Annotated in this window: 13 protein-coding genes; all 13 read right to left on the bottom strand. The window is 77.9% G+C overall.

All coding sequences use genetic code 11. The features are described 5' to 3' along the window. Nucleotides 1-63 precede the first annotated feature (63 nt). On the bottom strand, nt 64-876 hold the full coding sequence (gene trmD, locus Q0789_RS10270) for a tRNA (guanosine(37)-N1)-methyltransferase TrmD (RefSeq protein ID WP_298804802.1): 813 nt from the start codon (nt 874-876) through the stop codon (nt 64-66). 1 nt (nt 877) lies between these two features. Beyond that, nucleotides 878-1,492: a ribosome maturation factor RimM gene (rimM, locus tag Q0789_RS10265; RefSeq protein WP_298804800.1), complete on the bottom strand. Its 615-nt coding sequence runs from the start codon at nt 1,490-1,492 to the stop codon at nt 878-880. A 173-nt stretch (nt 1,493-1,665) separates the two neighbouring features. Further along, on the bottom strand, nt 1,666-1,911 hold the full coding sequence (locus Q0789_RS10260; protein ID WP_298804798.1) for an RNA-binding protein: 246 nt from the start codon (nt 1,909-1,911) through the stop codon (nt 1,666-1,668). Nucleotide 1,912: 1 nt separating this feature from the next. After that, a complete protein-coding gene (gene rpsP, locus Q0789_RS10255; RefSeq protein ID WP_298804796.1) occupies nt 1,913-2,356 on the bottom strand; it encodes a 30S ribosomal protein S16 in 444 nt (147 codons plus the stop codon). Nucleotides 2,357-2,483: 127 nt separating this feature from the next. After that, nucleotides 2,484-3,599, bottom strand: coding sequence for an amidohydrolase family protein (locus Q0789_RS10250; RefSeq protein WP_298804794.1), 1,116 nt, complete (start codon nt 3,597-3,599; stop codon nt 2,484-2,486). Nucleotides 3,600-3,615: 16 nt separating this feature from the next. Further along, the gene (ffh, locus tag Q0789_RS10245) at nt 3,616-5,214 is read right to left on the bottom strand and encodes a signal recognition particle protein (protein WP_298804792.1); all 1,599 of its coding nucleotides are present in this window, start codon (nt 5,212-5,214) and stop codon (nt 3,616-3,618) included. 9 nt (nt 5,215-5,223) lie between these two features. After that, nucleotides 5,224-7,731: a [protein-PII] uridylyltransferase gene (locus Q0789_RS10240; protein WP_298804790.1), complete on the bottom strand. Its 2,508-nt coding sequence runs from the start codon at nt 7,729-7,731 to the stop codon at nt 5,224-5,226. A 228-nt stretch (nt 7,732-7,959) separates the two neighbouring features. Then, a complete protein-coding gene (locus Q0789_RS10235) occupies nt 7,960-8,298 on the bottom strand; it encodes a P-II family nitrogen regulator (RefSeq protein WP_298804789.1) in 339 nt (112 codons plus the stop codon). Next, nucleotides 8,295-9,608: an ammonium transporter gene (locus Q0789_RS10230; protein ID WP_298804787.1), complete on the bottom strand. Its 1,314-nt coding sequence runs from the start codon at nt 9,606-9,608 to the stop codon at nt 8,295-8,297. The genes Q0789_RS10235 and Q0789_RS10230 overlap by 4 nt, the downstream gene beginning before the upstream one ends. A 477-nt stretch (nt 9,609-10,085) precedes the next feature. Next, nucleotides 10,086-11,327 carry an ABC transporter permease gene (locus tag Q0789_RS10225; RefSeq protein ID WP_298804786.1) on the bottom strand — a complete coding sequence of 414 codons (1,242 nt, stop codon included), beginning with the start codon at nt 11,325-11,327 and terminating at the stop codon, nt 10,086-10,088. After that, complete coding sequence (locus Q0789_RS10220) at nt 11,324-12,226, bottom strand: ABC transporter ATP-binding protein (protein WP_298804783.1); 903 nt, start codon at nt 12,224-12,226, stop codon at nt 11,324-11,326. Before Q0789_RS10220 ends, Q0789_RS10225 begins: the two co-directional genes overlap by 4 nt. Nucleotides 12,227-12,464: 238 nt before the next feature. Further along, the gene (locus Q0789_RS10215) at nt 12,465-13,130 is read right to left on the bottom strand and encodes a response regulator transcription factor (RefSeq protein WP_339568867.1); all 666 of its coding nucleotides are present in this window, start codon (nt 13,128-13,130) and stop codon (nt 12,465-12,467) included. Continuing rightward, nucleotides 13,127-14,608, bottom strand: coding sequence for a histidine kinase (locus Q0789_RS10210; protein WP_298804779.1), 1,482 nt, complete (start codon nt 14,606-14,608; stop codon nt 13,127-13,129). Before Q0789_RS10210 ends, Q0789_RS10215 begins: the two co-directional genes overlap by 4 nt. Between the last annotated feature and the right edge of the window lie 6 nt (nt 14,609-14,614).

Raw genomic sequence — 14,614 nt, 5'->3', positions numbered from 1 at the left:
GCTGGGCGGGCGCCCCGACGTCGGCGCCCCGACCTCGGCGCCCCGATGTCGGAGGGCGGCGGCTCAGCTCCCGGGCGTCCAGCCCTCCTCGGCGAGGACGGCGAGGTCGGCGGCGTCGAGCGCCGCCGGGTCCCGCGCCACGAGCGCCGCCAGGAGGTCGGGGCGGCGGCGCGCCGTGCGGCGCAGCCCCTGCTCGCGGCGCCACCGGGCGACCTGGCCGTGGTGGCCGGACAGGAGCACGTCCGGCACGTCGAGGTCGCGCCACCGCGGCGGGCGCGTGTAGACGGGGTGCTCGAGCAGCCCCTGCTCGTGGGACTCCTCGAGGAGCGAGTCCGGGTTGCCGACGACGCCCGGCAGGAGCCGGCCGACGGCCTCGACGAGCGCGAGGGCCGCGACCTCGCCGCCGTTGAGGACGTAGTCGCCGAGGCTGAAGGGCTGCACGCGGTACCGCTGCGCGGCGTCGACGAGGACGCGCTCGTCGATCCCCTCGTACCGCCCGCAGGCGACGACCAGCCGCGGCTCGGCGGCCAGCGCGTGCGCCGTCGCCTGGTCGAGCGGGCTGCCGGACGGGCTGGGCACGAGCAGCAGGGGCGGCTCCGCGCCGTCACCCTCGGGCGGGAGGGCGCCGACGGGGCCGTCCGGGCCCTCGCCCCGGTGCACCGCGTCGAGGGCGCGGCCCCACGGCTCCGGGAGCATGACCATGCCCGCGCCGCCGCCCGCCGGGGTGTCGTCGACGGTGCGGTGGCGGTCCTCGGTCCACCCGCGCAGGTCGTGCACGTGCAGGTCGAGCAGCCCGAGCCGCTGCGCGCGGCCGATGAGGGACAGCTGCAGCGGGGCGAGGTAGTCGGGGAAGATCGTGACGACGTCGACGCGCACGTCAGCGGTCCGCCGCAGCGGGTCCCTCGGCGCCCGCTCCCCCGGCGTCCTCTCCCTGCCCGTCGCCCTCAGCCCCGTCGTCCGCCGCCTCGTCGTCCTCCGCGGGCACGGCCTCCAGGAGGCCGCCGGGCGGGTCCAGCACGACCCGGCCCCCGGGGACGTCGACCTCCGGGACGATCGACCGGACGAAGGGGACGAGGGCGGTGGCGCCGGAGGGCTGCCGCAGGACGAGCGCGTCCTGGGCGGGCAGGTGCTCGAGGCCGACGACCTCGCCGACGTCGCGCCCGTCGACCGTGGTCGCCCGCAGGCCGACGAGCTGGTCGCGGTGCCAGGCGTCCTCCTCGACCTCGGCCGGGTCGTCGGGGTCGACGTCGACGAGCAGCAGGACGCCGCGCAGCTCCTCCGCGGCGGTGCGGTCGGCGACCTCGGCGAAGACCACGAGCGGCCGCCCCTGGTGCTCGCGGGAGCTCGCGATCGTCAGCACCCCGACGTCGGGGTCCGTGCGCAGGCGGGCGCCGACGGCGAGCCGGCGGCCCGGGTCGTCGGTGCGGACCTCCAGGGCGACCTCGCCGCGCAGCCCGTGCGGGCGGCCGGCGCGGGCGACGACGAGCTCCACGGCGCTCCTCGGGGTCGGGGCCGGCGGGCGGCCCGGGTGGGACGTGCGGGTGGTGTCGTTCGGCTGCGACCGGGGACCCGGGGCCGCAGACGGCGCGAGCCCCGCCCGCCGTGCGGGAGGGGCTCGCGCCAGGTGCTGCGGTGCTGCGACGACCGCGCCGGTGGTCCGGCGGGTCAGCGAGCGCGGTCGACGTCGACGACGTCGACGCGCACCGGGCCCTCCCCGCGCGAGAGCGCGGAGAGGACGGTCCGCAGCGAGGTGGCCGTGCGCCCCGACCGGCCGATCACGCGGCCCAGGTCGTCGGGGTGCACCCGCACCTCGAGCACCGTCCCGCGCCGCACCGGGCGGTCGGTGACCCGCACGTCGTCGGGGTTGTCCACGATGCCGCGGACGAGGTGCTCGAGGGCGTCGGCGAGCACGTCAGGCCTTCGCGACCGGGGCGTCCTCGGACGGCGCCGACTCGGAGGCCTTCTCGCCCGAGCCCTTGGCCGTCGCGTCCTTCTTCGGGGCGAGCTCGGCCGGGCCGCTCTCGCGGGCCGCGGCCTCGAAGGCCGCGCGGCGGTCCGCCTTGGGCTCGGCCGTGCGCAGCGTGCCCTCGGCGCCCGGGAGGCCCTTGAACTTCTGCCAGTCGCCCGTGATCTTGAGCAGCGCGGCGACCTGCTCGGTCGGCTGCGCGCCGACGCCGAGCCAGTACTGGGCGCGCTCGGAGTCGATCTCGATGAACGAGGGCTCCTGGGTCGGGTGGTACTTCCCGATCTTCTCGATCGCGCGGCCGTCGCGCTTGGTGCGCGAGTCGGCGACGACGACGCGGTAGTACGGGGCCCGGATCTTGCCCAGGCGCTTGAGACGGATCTTGACTGCCACGGTGGAGGGGTTCTCCTGGTTCGTCTGGGGTGAGCGCGCCCGCCCGGCGTGGGGCCCGCCGGGGCGTCGGTGCTGCAGGACTCGCGCGCCGCGGGTGAGAGGGTCCCTCGGCGCCCGGTACAGCGGGCTAGTGTGCCAGACGCCGTCCGGCCCGGGCGACCTGCCGCCCGCGCAGGACGACGGCGGACGGCGCGGCGAGCACGGCGACGTCGCGCCGCGGGTCCTCGGGCAGCACGAGGAGGTCGGCGCTCGCGCCCTCCTCCAGGGCCGGGTGGCCGAGCCACCGCCGCGCCGACCAGCACGCCGCGTCGAGCGCGGCCGCGGGGCCGAGCCCGGCGGCCGCCATCTCGGCCACCTCGTCGGCGAGGATCCCGTGCGGCAGCGTGCCGCCGGCGTCGGTGCCTGCGAAGAGCGGGACGCCCGCCTCGTGGGCCAGCGCGACCGCCTCGCGGCGGCGCGCGTGCAGCCGCCGCATGTGGGCCGCGTACCGGGGGAACTTGCCCTCGCCCCGTGCCGCGATGTCGGGGAAGGTGCCGATGTTGACGAGCGTCGGCACGACGGCGGTCCCCCGCTCGGCCATGAGCGTCACGTCGTCCGGCCCCATCGCCGTCGCGTGCTCCACCCCGTCGAAGCCCGCGGCCAGGACGTCGGCCAGCGCCTCCGCGCCGAAGACGTGCGCCGTGATGCGCGCCCCCTCGGCGTGGGCGGCCGCGGCCGCCGCCGCGAGGTCCTCCCGCGACCAGCAGGGGGCGAGGTCGCCGGCCTCGCGGTCGATCCAGTCGCCGACGACCTTGACCCAGCCGTCGCCGCGGCGCGCCTGGCGGCGCACCTCGTCGACGAGCTGCGGCGGCTCGACCTCCTCGGCGAAGCCGCGCAGGTAGCGGCGCGTGCGGGCGACGTGGCGGCCCGCCCGCACGAGCCGGGGCAGGTCCTCCCGCTGCTGCACCCACCGCGTGTCGGCCGGGGACCCGGCGTCGCGCACGAGCAGCGTCCCGGCGTCGCGGTCGGTGCGCGCCTGCTCCTCGGCCGTGGCCCGGTCGACCTCGCCGCCCGCGCCGAGGCCGATGTGGCAGTGCGCGTCGACGAGCCCGGGGACGACCCACCCCTCGAGCGCGGTGACGTCGTGGTCCCCCGCGGGCGGCGACGTGCTGACCCGCCCGTCGAGCACCCACAGGCCCTGCACGGCGTCCTCGTCGGACCCCGTGCCGGGACCGTGCAGGACCCGGCCGGTCAGGTGCAGCACCTGCCCCACGGCGGCGCTACCGGCCGAGGAACTTCTCGAAGCCGGGCGGCAGCTCGAGGTCCTCGGGCATCTGCTGGCCCTGCTGGCCGAGGCCGAAGGAGGACCCGGGCGCCTGCGCGCTGCGGGCCGGGGCCGCCTGCTGCTGCTGCGCGCGCTTGGCGGGGTTGCCGGACTTCGCCTTGCCCTTCTTCGGCGGCGGCGCTGTCCGGCCCCGGGACTTCTTGCCCCCGCCGGGCAGGCCTGGCATCCCCCCACCGGGGCCGCCGCGACCGCCGCCCATGCCGGGGAGGCCGCCCATGCCGGGCATCCCGCCGCCCTTGCGCATCGAGCGCATCATCTTCTGCGCGTCGGCGAAGCGGTCGAGGAGCTGGTTGACGTCGGTGACGGTGCGGCCCGACCCCTTGGCGATGCGCGCGCGGCGCGAGCCGTTGAGCACCTTGGGCGAGCGCCGCTCGAGCGGCGTCATCGAGCGGACGATCGCCTCGATGCGGTCGATCTCGCGCTCGTCGAAGCTCTCGAGCTGCTCGCGCAGCTCGCCCATGCCGGGGAGCATCCCGAGCATCTTCTTGATCGAGCCCATGTTGCGCAGGCCCTGCATCTGGGTGAGGAAGTCGTCGAGCGTGAAGTCCTCGCCGCTCGCGAAGCGGGTGGCGAGGTCCTGCGCCTGCTCGGCGTCGAAGGCCTTCTCCGCCTGCTCGATGAGCGTGAGGACGTCGCCCATGTCGAGGATGCGCGAGGCCATCCGGTCGGGGTGGAAGACCTCGAAGTCCCCCAGCCCCTCGCCCGTCGAGGCGAACATGACGGGCCGGCCCGTCACCGAGGCGACCGACAGGGCCGCGCCGCCTCGGGCGTCGCCGTCGAGCTTCGACAGCACGACGCCCGTGAGGTCGACGCCGTCGAGGAAGGCCTGCGCCGTCACGACGGCGTCCTGGCCGATCATCGCGTCGACGACGAAGAGCACCTCGTCGGGCTCCGTGGCGGCGCGGATGTCGGCGGCCTGCTGCATCATCTCGGCGTCGACGCCGAGACGGCCGGCCGTGTCGACGACGACGACGTCGTGCTGGCGCTCGCGCGCGGCGGCGACGCCGCGGCGGGCCACGTCCACCGGGTCGCCCACGCCGTTGCCCGGCTCGGGCGCGAAGACGGCGACGCCCGCCCGCTCGCCCACGACCTGCAGCTGGGTGACGGCGTTGGGCCGCTGGAGGTCCGCGGCCACGAGCAGCGGCGCGTGGCCCTGCTCGCGCAGCCACCGGCCGAGCTTGCCGGCCAGCGTCGTCTTCCCGGCGCCCTGCAGGCCCGCGAGCATGATGACCGTCGGGGGGTTCTTGGCGAAGCGCAGGCGCCGCGTCTGCCCGCCGAGGACGCCCACGAGCTCCTCGTGGACGATCTTGACGACCTGCTGCGCCGGGTTCAGCGCGCCCGAGACCTCCGCCGACAGCGCCCGCTCGCGCACCGAGGCGGCGAACTGGCGCACCACGGGCAGGGCGACGTCGGCGTCGAGCAGCGCCCGGCGGATCTCGCGGACGGTGGCGTCGACGTCGGCCTCGGACAGGCGGCCCTTGCCGCGCAGGCCCTTGAAGGTCGCCGACAGCCGGTCGGAGAGGGAGGAGAACACGCGCCGAGGCTACCCGCCGCCCCCGCCCGCCCCGCCCGCCCGCGGGGCGGCGGCCCCGGCCGCGCGCGCGGGGACGGACCCGCCGGTGGACCCGGCGGACGCGCCGGCGGGAGCGGGCTCGCCGGAGGCGGCGTCGGTGAGCACCCCGACGACGCGAGCGGTGCGGCCGGGGCTCAGCGGGCCGCCGCCGGGCTCGCACAGGTAGAGCACGTCGACGGCCCGCGAGGAGTGCGTCGCGACGTGGGCGCTGCGGACGTCGACCCCCTCCTCGCGCAGCGCGCTGCCGAGGCGGTGCAGCAGCCGCGGGCGGTCCGGCGCCCGCACCTCGACGACCGTCGCGTCCTCCGAGGCGCCGGGCACGACGAGGACGCGGGGCGCCGCGTCGCCGCCCAGGCGCGGGGGGCGCCAGCCGGCGTCCCGCCGCGCGAGGCGCTCCAGCACGGAGGCGTCGCCGGCGCCCAGCCGCAGGAGCTCGGTCCGCAGGACGGCGGGGTCGGGCACGCCGCGGCTGCCGTGGACCCACCACGTGTCGACGGCCACGCCGTCGACGGTGCGCACGAGCGCCGAGCGCACCGCCAGCCCGTGCGCGGCGAGCAGCCCCGCCACGTCGCCGAAGAGGCCGGGCCGGTCGGGGGCGACGACGGTGACGCCGTGCAGCCCGAGGAGCGGGCTCGTCTCGACCCGCGGCGTGCCGTCGAGGAGGACGGCGGCGACGAGTCCTCGCTCGGCCGCGGTGAGCGGGGCCGGCCCCGGGGGCTCGCGGCCCTGGAGGGCGGAGCGCGCCCGGGCGACGAGGTCGTCGACGAGGCGCCGCCGCCACGCCGTCCACGCCGCGGGCCCGGCCGCGCGGGCGTCGGCCTCGGTGAGCGCGCGCAGCAGGTCGAGGACGTCCTCGCGGCCGTCGACGACCTCCACGAGCTCGGCGACCGTGCGCGGGTCGTCGGGGTCGCGCCGCGTGGCCAGGTCGACGAGCGCGAGGTGGTGCCGCACGAGCCGGCGGACGACGGCGACGTCCTCCTCGGGCAGCCCGGTGCGCCGGGCGACGGCCTCGGCGAGGGGCGCGCCGACCTCGCTGTGGTCGCGGGCGCCCGCCGTCTTGCCGAGGTCGTGCACCAGGCAGGTGAGGAGCAGCAGGTCGGGGCGGGCGACGTCCCCCAGCCGCTCCTCGGCCTGCACGCACGTCTCGACGAGGTGGCGGTCGACGGTGTGCCGGTGGACGACGGTGCGCTGGGGCCGGTTGCGGACGGCCCGCCACTCGGGGAACCAGGCGGTCACGAGCCCCGCCTGGTCGAGGGTCTCCCACACGGGCACCTGCCGCTCCCCCGTGCCGAGCAGCTCGAGCAGCGCCGTGCGGGCGGGCGCCGGCCACGGCGTCCCCGGCACCGGGGACCCCGTGGCGAGGTGCCCGGCCGTGACGGGCGACAGGGGCAGCCCCTCCTTGGCGGCGGCCGCCGCGGCCCGCAGCGCCAGGGTCGGGTCGCTCGAGGGGCGGGCCGCCGCGCCGAGGCAGAGCTCGCCCTCGTGCTCGACGAGGTCGACCTCGACGGCGCGCTGCACGGGCCGGCGCCGGCGCCAGCCGCGGCGCGTGGTGGCGGCGCCGGTGGCGCGGCGCGCGGTGACGTCGAGGGACCACGCGAGGGCGCGCGCGGCGAGGGCCACCTCGGCGAGCAGCGCGTCGGCGTCCTCGAGCCCCATGGCCACGGCGACCGCGTCCTGCTCGTGCAGGAGCAGCCGCTCCCCCGGCCGCCCCGTGACGGCGTGCAGCGCGTCGCGGACGTCGAGCAGCCGCAGCCGGGCCTCGCCCGAGCTGCCGTGGGGGGCGTCGGCCAGCCAGCTCGCGACGATGGACTGCAGGACGACGGCGTCGCGCAGCCCGCCGCGGGCCTCCTTGAGGTCCCCCTCGAGGAGGTAGGCGAGCTCGCCGTGGGAGGCCGCCCGCTCGGCGGTGGAGGCGAGGAGCCCGGGGAGGCGCTGGCGCGCGCCCCGCCGCCAGTCCTCACGCAGCGCCTCGCGGGCGTGCAGCGCCATGGCCGCGTCCCCGGCCACGGGCCGCAGGTCGAGCAGGCCGACGGCGGCGGTGACGTCGTCGGCCGCGACCTGGCGGCAGTCCGCCACGGAGCGGACGGAGTGGTCCAGGCGCAGGCTCGCGTCCCACACGGGGTACCAGACCCGGTCGGCGACCTCCGCCAGCTGCTCGGGCGCCCAGGTGCGCCCGTCGTGGAGGAGCACGAGGTCGAGGTCGCTCGCCGGCCCGGCCTCCCGGCGGGCGTGGCTCCCGACGGCGACGAGGGCCACCCCGGTCGTGCCCGCGCCGGCGCGCGCGCCGACGGAGGCCGCGGCGCCCTCCCACACCTCCTCGAGCCAGCCGTCGACGAGGCCGGCGAGCCGCTCGCGGCGCGCGGGCCCCGCCGTGCGGTCGTCCAGGCCCGCGCGGACCGCGAGCGCGAGCCGCTCGGTCCGCAGGTCCCTGCGCCGCGGCCCGTCCGGTGCGGTCGTCGCGCTCCCGGTGGCTCCCATGGCCCCTCCGTCCCTGCCGGGCGATCCCGCCCGTCGCTCGTCGTGACTGGCCCGTGGTGCCGCCGTGGTGCCGCCGCCCCCGCAGGCCCCGCGGGCGAGGAGCACGGTGCGGCACCGTGCGTGGTCACCGTCACCCGGAGTGCTCGACGCCCGACGCGCCGACGGCGCGGGCCCGCGTCGTCCGCAGGCCCGCGCCGTCGGGTGGGGTGCCGCCGGGGGCTCCCGCGCCTAGAGGGCGTCGACCCCGCGCTCGCCCGTGCGGACGCGGACCACGTCCTCGACCGGCACGACCCAGACCTTGCCGTCGCCGATGCGGCCGGTGGAGGCCGCGCTGACGACGGCGCCCACGACGTCGGCCCCGTCGACGTCGTCGACGACGACCTCGACGCGCACCTTCGGCACGAGGTCCACGGTGTACTCGGCCCCGCGGTAGACCTCGGTGTGGCCGCGCTGGCGGCCGTAGCCGCTGGCCTCGCTGACGGTCAGCCCCTGGACGCCGAAGGCCTCGAGGGCCGCCTTCACGTCGTCGAGCTTGTGGGGCTTGATGACCGCGGTGATGAGCTTCACGCGGAGACCTCCTCGTCGGTGGTGCGGCGGTGGCTGACGGCCGAGCGGGGGCCGGCCCCGGAGCCGAAGGTGCCGAAGTCGTAGCCCGACTCGGCGTGCTCGGCCTGGTCGATCCCGCCCTCCTCGGCGGCCTCGTCGACGCGGAAGCCCATGGTGGCCTTCAGCACCGACGCGATGACGAAGGTCACCACGAAGGAGAAGACGAGGACGGCGAGCGCGCCGACGACCTGGCGCCAGAGCTGGTCGACACCGCCGCCGAAGAGGAGGCCGTCGACGCCGGCCGGCGAGGTGGCCGTGCCGAAGACGCCGATGAGGACCGTGCCGACGATGCCGCCGACGAGGTGGACGCCGACGACGTCGAGCGAGTCGTCGTAGCCGAGCTTGTACTTGAGGCCGACCGCGAGGGCGCACAGCGCGCCGGCGATCGCGCCGATGAGCATGCCGCCGACGGGCGAGACGGCGTTGCAGGCGGGGGTGATGGCCACGAGGCCCGCGACGATGCCGGAGGCCGCGCCGAGCGACGTCGGGTGCCCGTCGCGCAGGCGCTCCACGAGGAGCCACGCGAGGGCGGCGGCGCCGGTGGCGCAGAGCGTGTTGACGAAGGCGACGGCCGCCGTGTTGCCGGCCGACAGCGCCGAGCCGGCGTTGAAGCCGAACCAGCCGAACCACAGCAGCCCGGCGCCGAGCATGACGAGCGGGAGGTTGTGCGGGCGCATGGGCTCGCGGCCGAAGCCGCGGCGCTTGCCGATGACGAGCACGAGGGCGAGGGCCGCCGCGCCGGCGTTGATGTGGACGGCCGTGCCGCCCGCGAAGTCGAGGGCGCCGAGGGTGTTGGCGATCCAGCCGCCCGTGACGCCGTCGCCGTCGAAGGCGAAGACCCAGTGGGCGACCGGGAAGTAGACGACCGTCACCCAGATCGCCACGAAGACCATCCACGTGGAGAACTTGGTGCGGTCGGCGATGGCGCCGGAGATGAGGGCCACGGTGATGATGGCGAAGACCATCTGGAAGGCCACGAAGGCCATGACCGGGTAGGCGGCCTCCGGGTCCTCGGTCATCATCCCGGCCAGCCCGAAGAACTCCGCCGGGTCCCCGAGCAGACCCAGGCCCACGTCGTTCCCGAAGGCGAAGGAGTAGCCGTAGAGCACCCAGAGGATGCTCACGAGCGCCATGGCGCCGAAGCTCATCATCATCATGTTGAGGACGCTCTTCATGCGGACCATGCCGCCGTAGAAGAGCGCGAGGCCCGGGGTCATCAGCAGCACCAGCGCGGCGCTGGTGAGGATCCAGGCGGTGTCGCCGGTGTTCACTCGTCCTCCTGAGGTCGGGTGCCGGGCCCGCGGGGCGCGGGCCGGGGGCGGCGCCGGGCGGGCGCTGCGGGGACGAACATCCCGGTGGGCCGTTACGGCCCCTGCCGCGCCGTGTTACGGGCGCGTGTCGTCGCAGCGGCCCAGGTAAGACGTGCGTGAACGGCCCGCGGCCGCCCGCCGGCTGGTCGCGGTCGGTGAGCGCTCGTCGCCCTCCGCACCCGACGCGGCCCCCGCGACGACGTGCGCAGCGCGGGCCCGCGCCCCGGCCGTGACGCGCACGTGGGCCGCCCTCGTGGGCGCGGACCTCGCGGGACGGCGCGCCGTGCCACCACCGGGGGCGCGGACTCCGCGGGACGACGCGCCGAGCTCGAGCCCGCGAAGTCCGCGCTCAGGGCCGCGTCCCCGCCGGGAGCGCCGCGCCGCCTCATCGCGGTGGACGGCCGACGGGTGGCCTCCGTCCGACGTCGAGCGCCGGCGTCAGCCCCGCTCGCGCAGCAGCTCGCGCACCGAGGAGCGCCGGTCGGTCCGCAGCAGCGACCGCTCGTAGAGCCGGGCGCCGACGCGCACGAGGACGACCGCGGCGAGGAGCACGAGCCCCGCCGAGACGAGGGGCTCCCACCAGGCCGCCTCGCCCGCGACGAGGCGCGTCGGCATGGCCACCGTCGAGGCCACGGGCACGTAGGACGCGACGACGAGGACCCAGCCGCTGCCGAAGATGCCGGCGTAGAAGGCGGCGAGGAGCGCCACGAGCAGCGGCGTCGTCGTCCCCTGCAGGTCCTCGGTGCGGGTGGCGACCGACCCGGCCACGGCCCACACGCAGGCCAGGGCGACGAAGCCGAGCACGAAGAAGACGACGAACCACAGGACGGGCGCGCCCACGGCGCCCAGCAGCTCGCCCTCCCCGGTGGCCGCGAGGCCGACCAGGACGACGCCGGCGAGGGCGGCGACCTGCGCCAGCGCCAGGGCGCCGTTGGCGACGACCTTGCCCAGCAGGAGCGAGCGCAGAGGCACCACGGCCGCGAGGATCTCGACGACGCGGCTCTGCTTCTCCTCCACGACGCTCTGGGCGATCGCCATGCCGAACTGGATGGCCACGAGGTAGAAGAGGAAGCCGAAGACGAGCGGCGCGAGCGTGGTCGCGACGGGGTCCGCCTCGGAGGGGTCGAGGAGCCGCTCCTCGACCGCCGCGCCGGACAGGAGCTCCTCCGGCGTCGTCCCCGCCGCGGCGGCGCTGCGCTCGAGGGCGTCGCCCTCGGCGGCGACCGGCACGAGCGTGGACAACGACCCGGCCACCTCCTGGTCGCCGACGAGCTCGAGGCCGTCGCCGCCCGGCGCCGCCAGGAGCGCCGCGTCCGCGTCTCCCGCCGCCACCAGCGCCTCCGCCGCGCCCGCGTCGGGCGCCTCGACGACCTCGAGCTCGTCGTCCGGGCCGAGGAGCGCCCCCGTGGCGGCGGCGACGGCGGCGACCCGCTCGTCCCCAGCGACGACGGCGAGCTGCGTCGTGGACGTGCGGCCGCCGAGCACGGCCCCGAGGACGACGCCCGCCACGGCCAGGACGAGCAGCACGAGGAAAGAGCCGACGAAGACCTTGTCCCGCAGCTTGACGGCGACCTCGCGCTCGGCGACGACGCGCCACGCGGCGCGACCGCCGGGGCGGCGGCCGGTGGCCCCCTCCCGGGGGCCGGGGGCGGGGACGGACGTGGTGGTGGGCGCGCTCATCGGACGACCTCCCGGAAGACCTCGGACAGGGACGGCTCGTCGGGGGCGAAGGCGCGGACGGGGCCGCGGCGCAGCGCCTCGGCGAGGACGCGCTGGTCGGCGCCCGGCTCGGCGGCGGTGAAGAGAGCGCGCGGGCCGTCGACGTCGAGCACGTCCACCCCGGCGACGTCGCGCAGCCACCCGAGGTCGCCGACGTCGCCGCCCGCCCCGGGGCCCACCTCGAGGCGGGTGCGCGCGCCACCGCGGGCGCGGAGCTCGGGGACCGTGCCCGCCGCCACGCGCCGGCCCTGCGCGAGGACGACGACGTCGTCGCAGAGCCGCTCCACGAGGTCGAGCTGGTGGGAGGAGAAGAGGACGGGCACCCCGCGCGCGACCTCCTCGCGCAGCAGGGCCGCCATGGCGTCGACCGCGAGCGGGTCGAGGCCGCTGAACGGCTCGTCGAGGACGAGGGCGGACGGGCCGTGGACCAGGGCCGCGGCCACCTGCACGCGCTGCTGGTTGCCCAGCGAGAGGCTGTCGAGGCGGTCGTCGGCGCGCCCGGCGAGGTCGAGGCGCTCCAGCAGCGAGCCGACGGACGCCCGGGCCTCCTGCGTCCCCAGGCCGTGCAGGCGGCCGAGGTGCACGAGCTGCTCGGCCACGCGCTGCTTGGGGTAGAGGCCGCGCTCCTCGGGCATGTAGCCCATGTCGCGCCGGTCGGCCGCCGTGACCGGGCGCCCGTCCCAGCGGACCTCCCCGGCCGAGGGCGCCAGCACGCCCAGGAGGATCCGCATGGTCGTCGTCTTGCCCGCGCCGTTGGCCCCCACGAAGCCCGTCATGCGCCCGGGGAGGACGTCGAGGTCCACCCCGTCGAGCACGACCGCGTCGCCGAACCGCCGGACCAGGCCCCGTGCCGAGAGCACCGCCGCGCCCCCTCCTCGTCGTCGTCCACGGGCCGCTCCCGGCCCGTGCCGCGACGCTAGGCCGCTCGGGCGCGGCGGCGCGTCCGCCGCGGGGACGACGCGCCGCTCCCCCGCGCGGCGGACGGCGCGCCCCGGCCCTCCGCCGGGCGTCCTGCTCCTGCCGCGTCCTGCTCCTGCGGCGTCCTGCCCCTGCTGCGCGTGCCGGGACCCGCGCCCTCGCGCCGGCGACCCCTCCTGCTCAGCCGCCGTCGCCGGGGCGCACGAGGCCGCTCTCGTAGGCCAGCACGACGGCGCGGACCCGGTCGCGCACCCCCAGCTTGAGGAGCACCCGCGAGACGTGGGTCTTCACCGTCGCCTCCCCGAGGACGAGCTCGGCGGCGATCTCGCCGTTGGACAGGCCGCGCGCGAGGAGGACGAGCACGCCGCGCTCGCGCTCGGTGAGGCCGGCCACGAGCTCGGGCCGGAAGGACGCCCCCGAGGGCGCCGCGAAGCGCTCGACGACGCGCCGGGTCACCGCGGGCGCCAGGAGCGCGTCGCCCCGCGCGACCGCGCGGACGGCGGCGACGAGCTCGTCCGGGTCGGCGTTCTTCAGCAGGAAGCCGGAGGCGCCCGCCCGCAGGGCCGCGAAGAGGTGGTCGTCGGTGTCGAAGGTCGTGAGGACGACGACGCGCCCCGTGCCGGCCGCGACGACCCGCTCCGTCGCGGCGACGCCGTCGAGCCCGGGCATGCGCACGTCCATGAGGACGACGTCGGGGCGCAGCTCGGCGGCCGCGGCGACGCCCGCGGCGCCGTCGGCGGCCTCGCCCACCACCTCGAGGTCCGGCTCGACCTCGAGGATCATGCGGAAGCCGCTGCGGACGAGCGCCTGGTCGTCCACGAGCAGGACGCGCACCGGCGGGCTCACCGCGGCGGCCGGGCGGGCTCGGCCAGCGGGTAGCGGGCGCGCACCCGGTAGCCGCCGCCGGGACGGGGGCCCACCTCGACCCAGCCGCCGGCGAGCGCGGCGCGCTCGCGCATGCCGACGTGCCCGAGGCCCGTGCCCGTCGAGCGCTGCGCCGCCGAGCGGGCGGGGCCGTCGTCGACGACCTCCACCTCGACGTGGCCCTTCTCGAGGTGGCCCTCCTCGACGTGACCCTGCTCGACGTGACCCTCCTCGACGTGACCGGGCGGGCGGGCGTGGCCGCCGTCCGGCACCCACCGGACGACGACGCGCGCCGCCCCGGCCGCGGAGTGTCGGGCGACGTTGGCGAGGGCCTCCTGCACGAGCCGGTGGAGGCTGGTGCCCGTCGTGCCCGGCAGCGGGGCGGGCTCCCCGACGACGACGAGCCCCACGTCGAGCCCGCAGGCGCGGACCTCCTCGACGAGCCGCGGCAGGTCCGCCGGCGACGGCTGCGGCAGCTCGCGCGGGGCCTCGCCCGGCGGCACGTCCGCGGGCCCGGCGCCGGCGTCGCCGTCGGGGTCCGCACCGGGGTCGCGCAGGACGCCCAGGAGGTCGCGCATCTCGGTGACGGCGGAGCGGCTGCCCTCCTCGACCTCCCGCAGCGCCGCGGCGGCGCGGGCGACGCCCGTCCCGTCGTCGGCGCCCCGCTCGAGCACCCGGCGGGCCGCCGCGGCGCGCACGCCGGTGGTGCTCACGTGGTGGGCGACGACGTCGTGGAGCTCGCGGGCGATGCGCAGGCGCTCGGCGACGACGGCGGCCCGGGCGGCGCGCTCCTGCTCGCGGCGCAGCTGCGCGGCCGTGCGGTGCAGGGCGGCGCTGTCGCGCGCGCCCCGCCACAGCGCCCGCCCGCCGAGGAGGGCCCCCGCGAAGTACACGACGTTGATGAGCGCGGTCAGGCCCACGAGGGCGGCCGACGTGGGCCCGGTCCCGACCGGCAGGAGCACGACGCGCAGCAGGTACCAGCCGGCCATCGCCGTGAGGACGACGACCCAGACGACCGCGAGCCTCCGGCGGTCGCGCGCCCACGCCGTCCCGGACAGGAGCACGAGGAAGAGGACGAGGTTGAGCGTGAAGGTCGACGCCGAGGCGAGGTGCCGCTCGCCGAGGGCGACGAAGGCCCCTGTCGAGACGACCATCGCCGTCAGCGGCAGCAGGCGCCGGACGGCCAGCGGCGCGGCGACGAGGACGGTCCACGCGACGTCCTCGACCCGGGCGGGCGCCGCCTGCGGCAGCGCGTCGGAGACGGCCCGCGTCAGCTCCAGGCCGAGGACGCACGTCGTCGTCGCGACCGCCCCCCAGCCGACGTCGGCCAGGAGCGCGCGCCGCCCGGGGCGGGGGCGCACCCAGCCGGTGCCGTCCGCCCTCTCGTCCCCGGCCTGCCGCTCGTCGTCCCCGGTGGACGGCGAGGTCGCCCCGTCGGCCCCGTCTCCCCCGTCGGCCACGACTCG

The organism is uncultured Pseudokineococcus sp. (genome assembly GCF_947499845.1).
GTDB lineage: Bacteria > Actinomycetota > Actinomycetes > Actinomycetales > Quadrisphaeraceae > Pseudokineococcus.
This window is presented reverse-complemented; position numbering and strand designations above follow the sequence as displayed.

Excerpts from the sequence above, each read along its gene's own strand:
- Q0789_RS10240 (WP_298804790.1), bottom strand. The coding sequence starts at position 7,731 with ATGGGAGCCACCGGGAGCGCGACGACCGCACCGGACGGGCCGCGGCGC.
- Q0789_RS10225 (WP_298804786.1), bottom strand. The coding sequence starts at position 11,327 with ATGAGCGCGCCCACCACCACGTCCGTCCCCGCCCCCGGCCCCCGGGAG.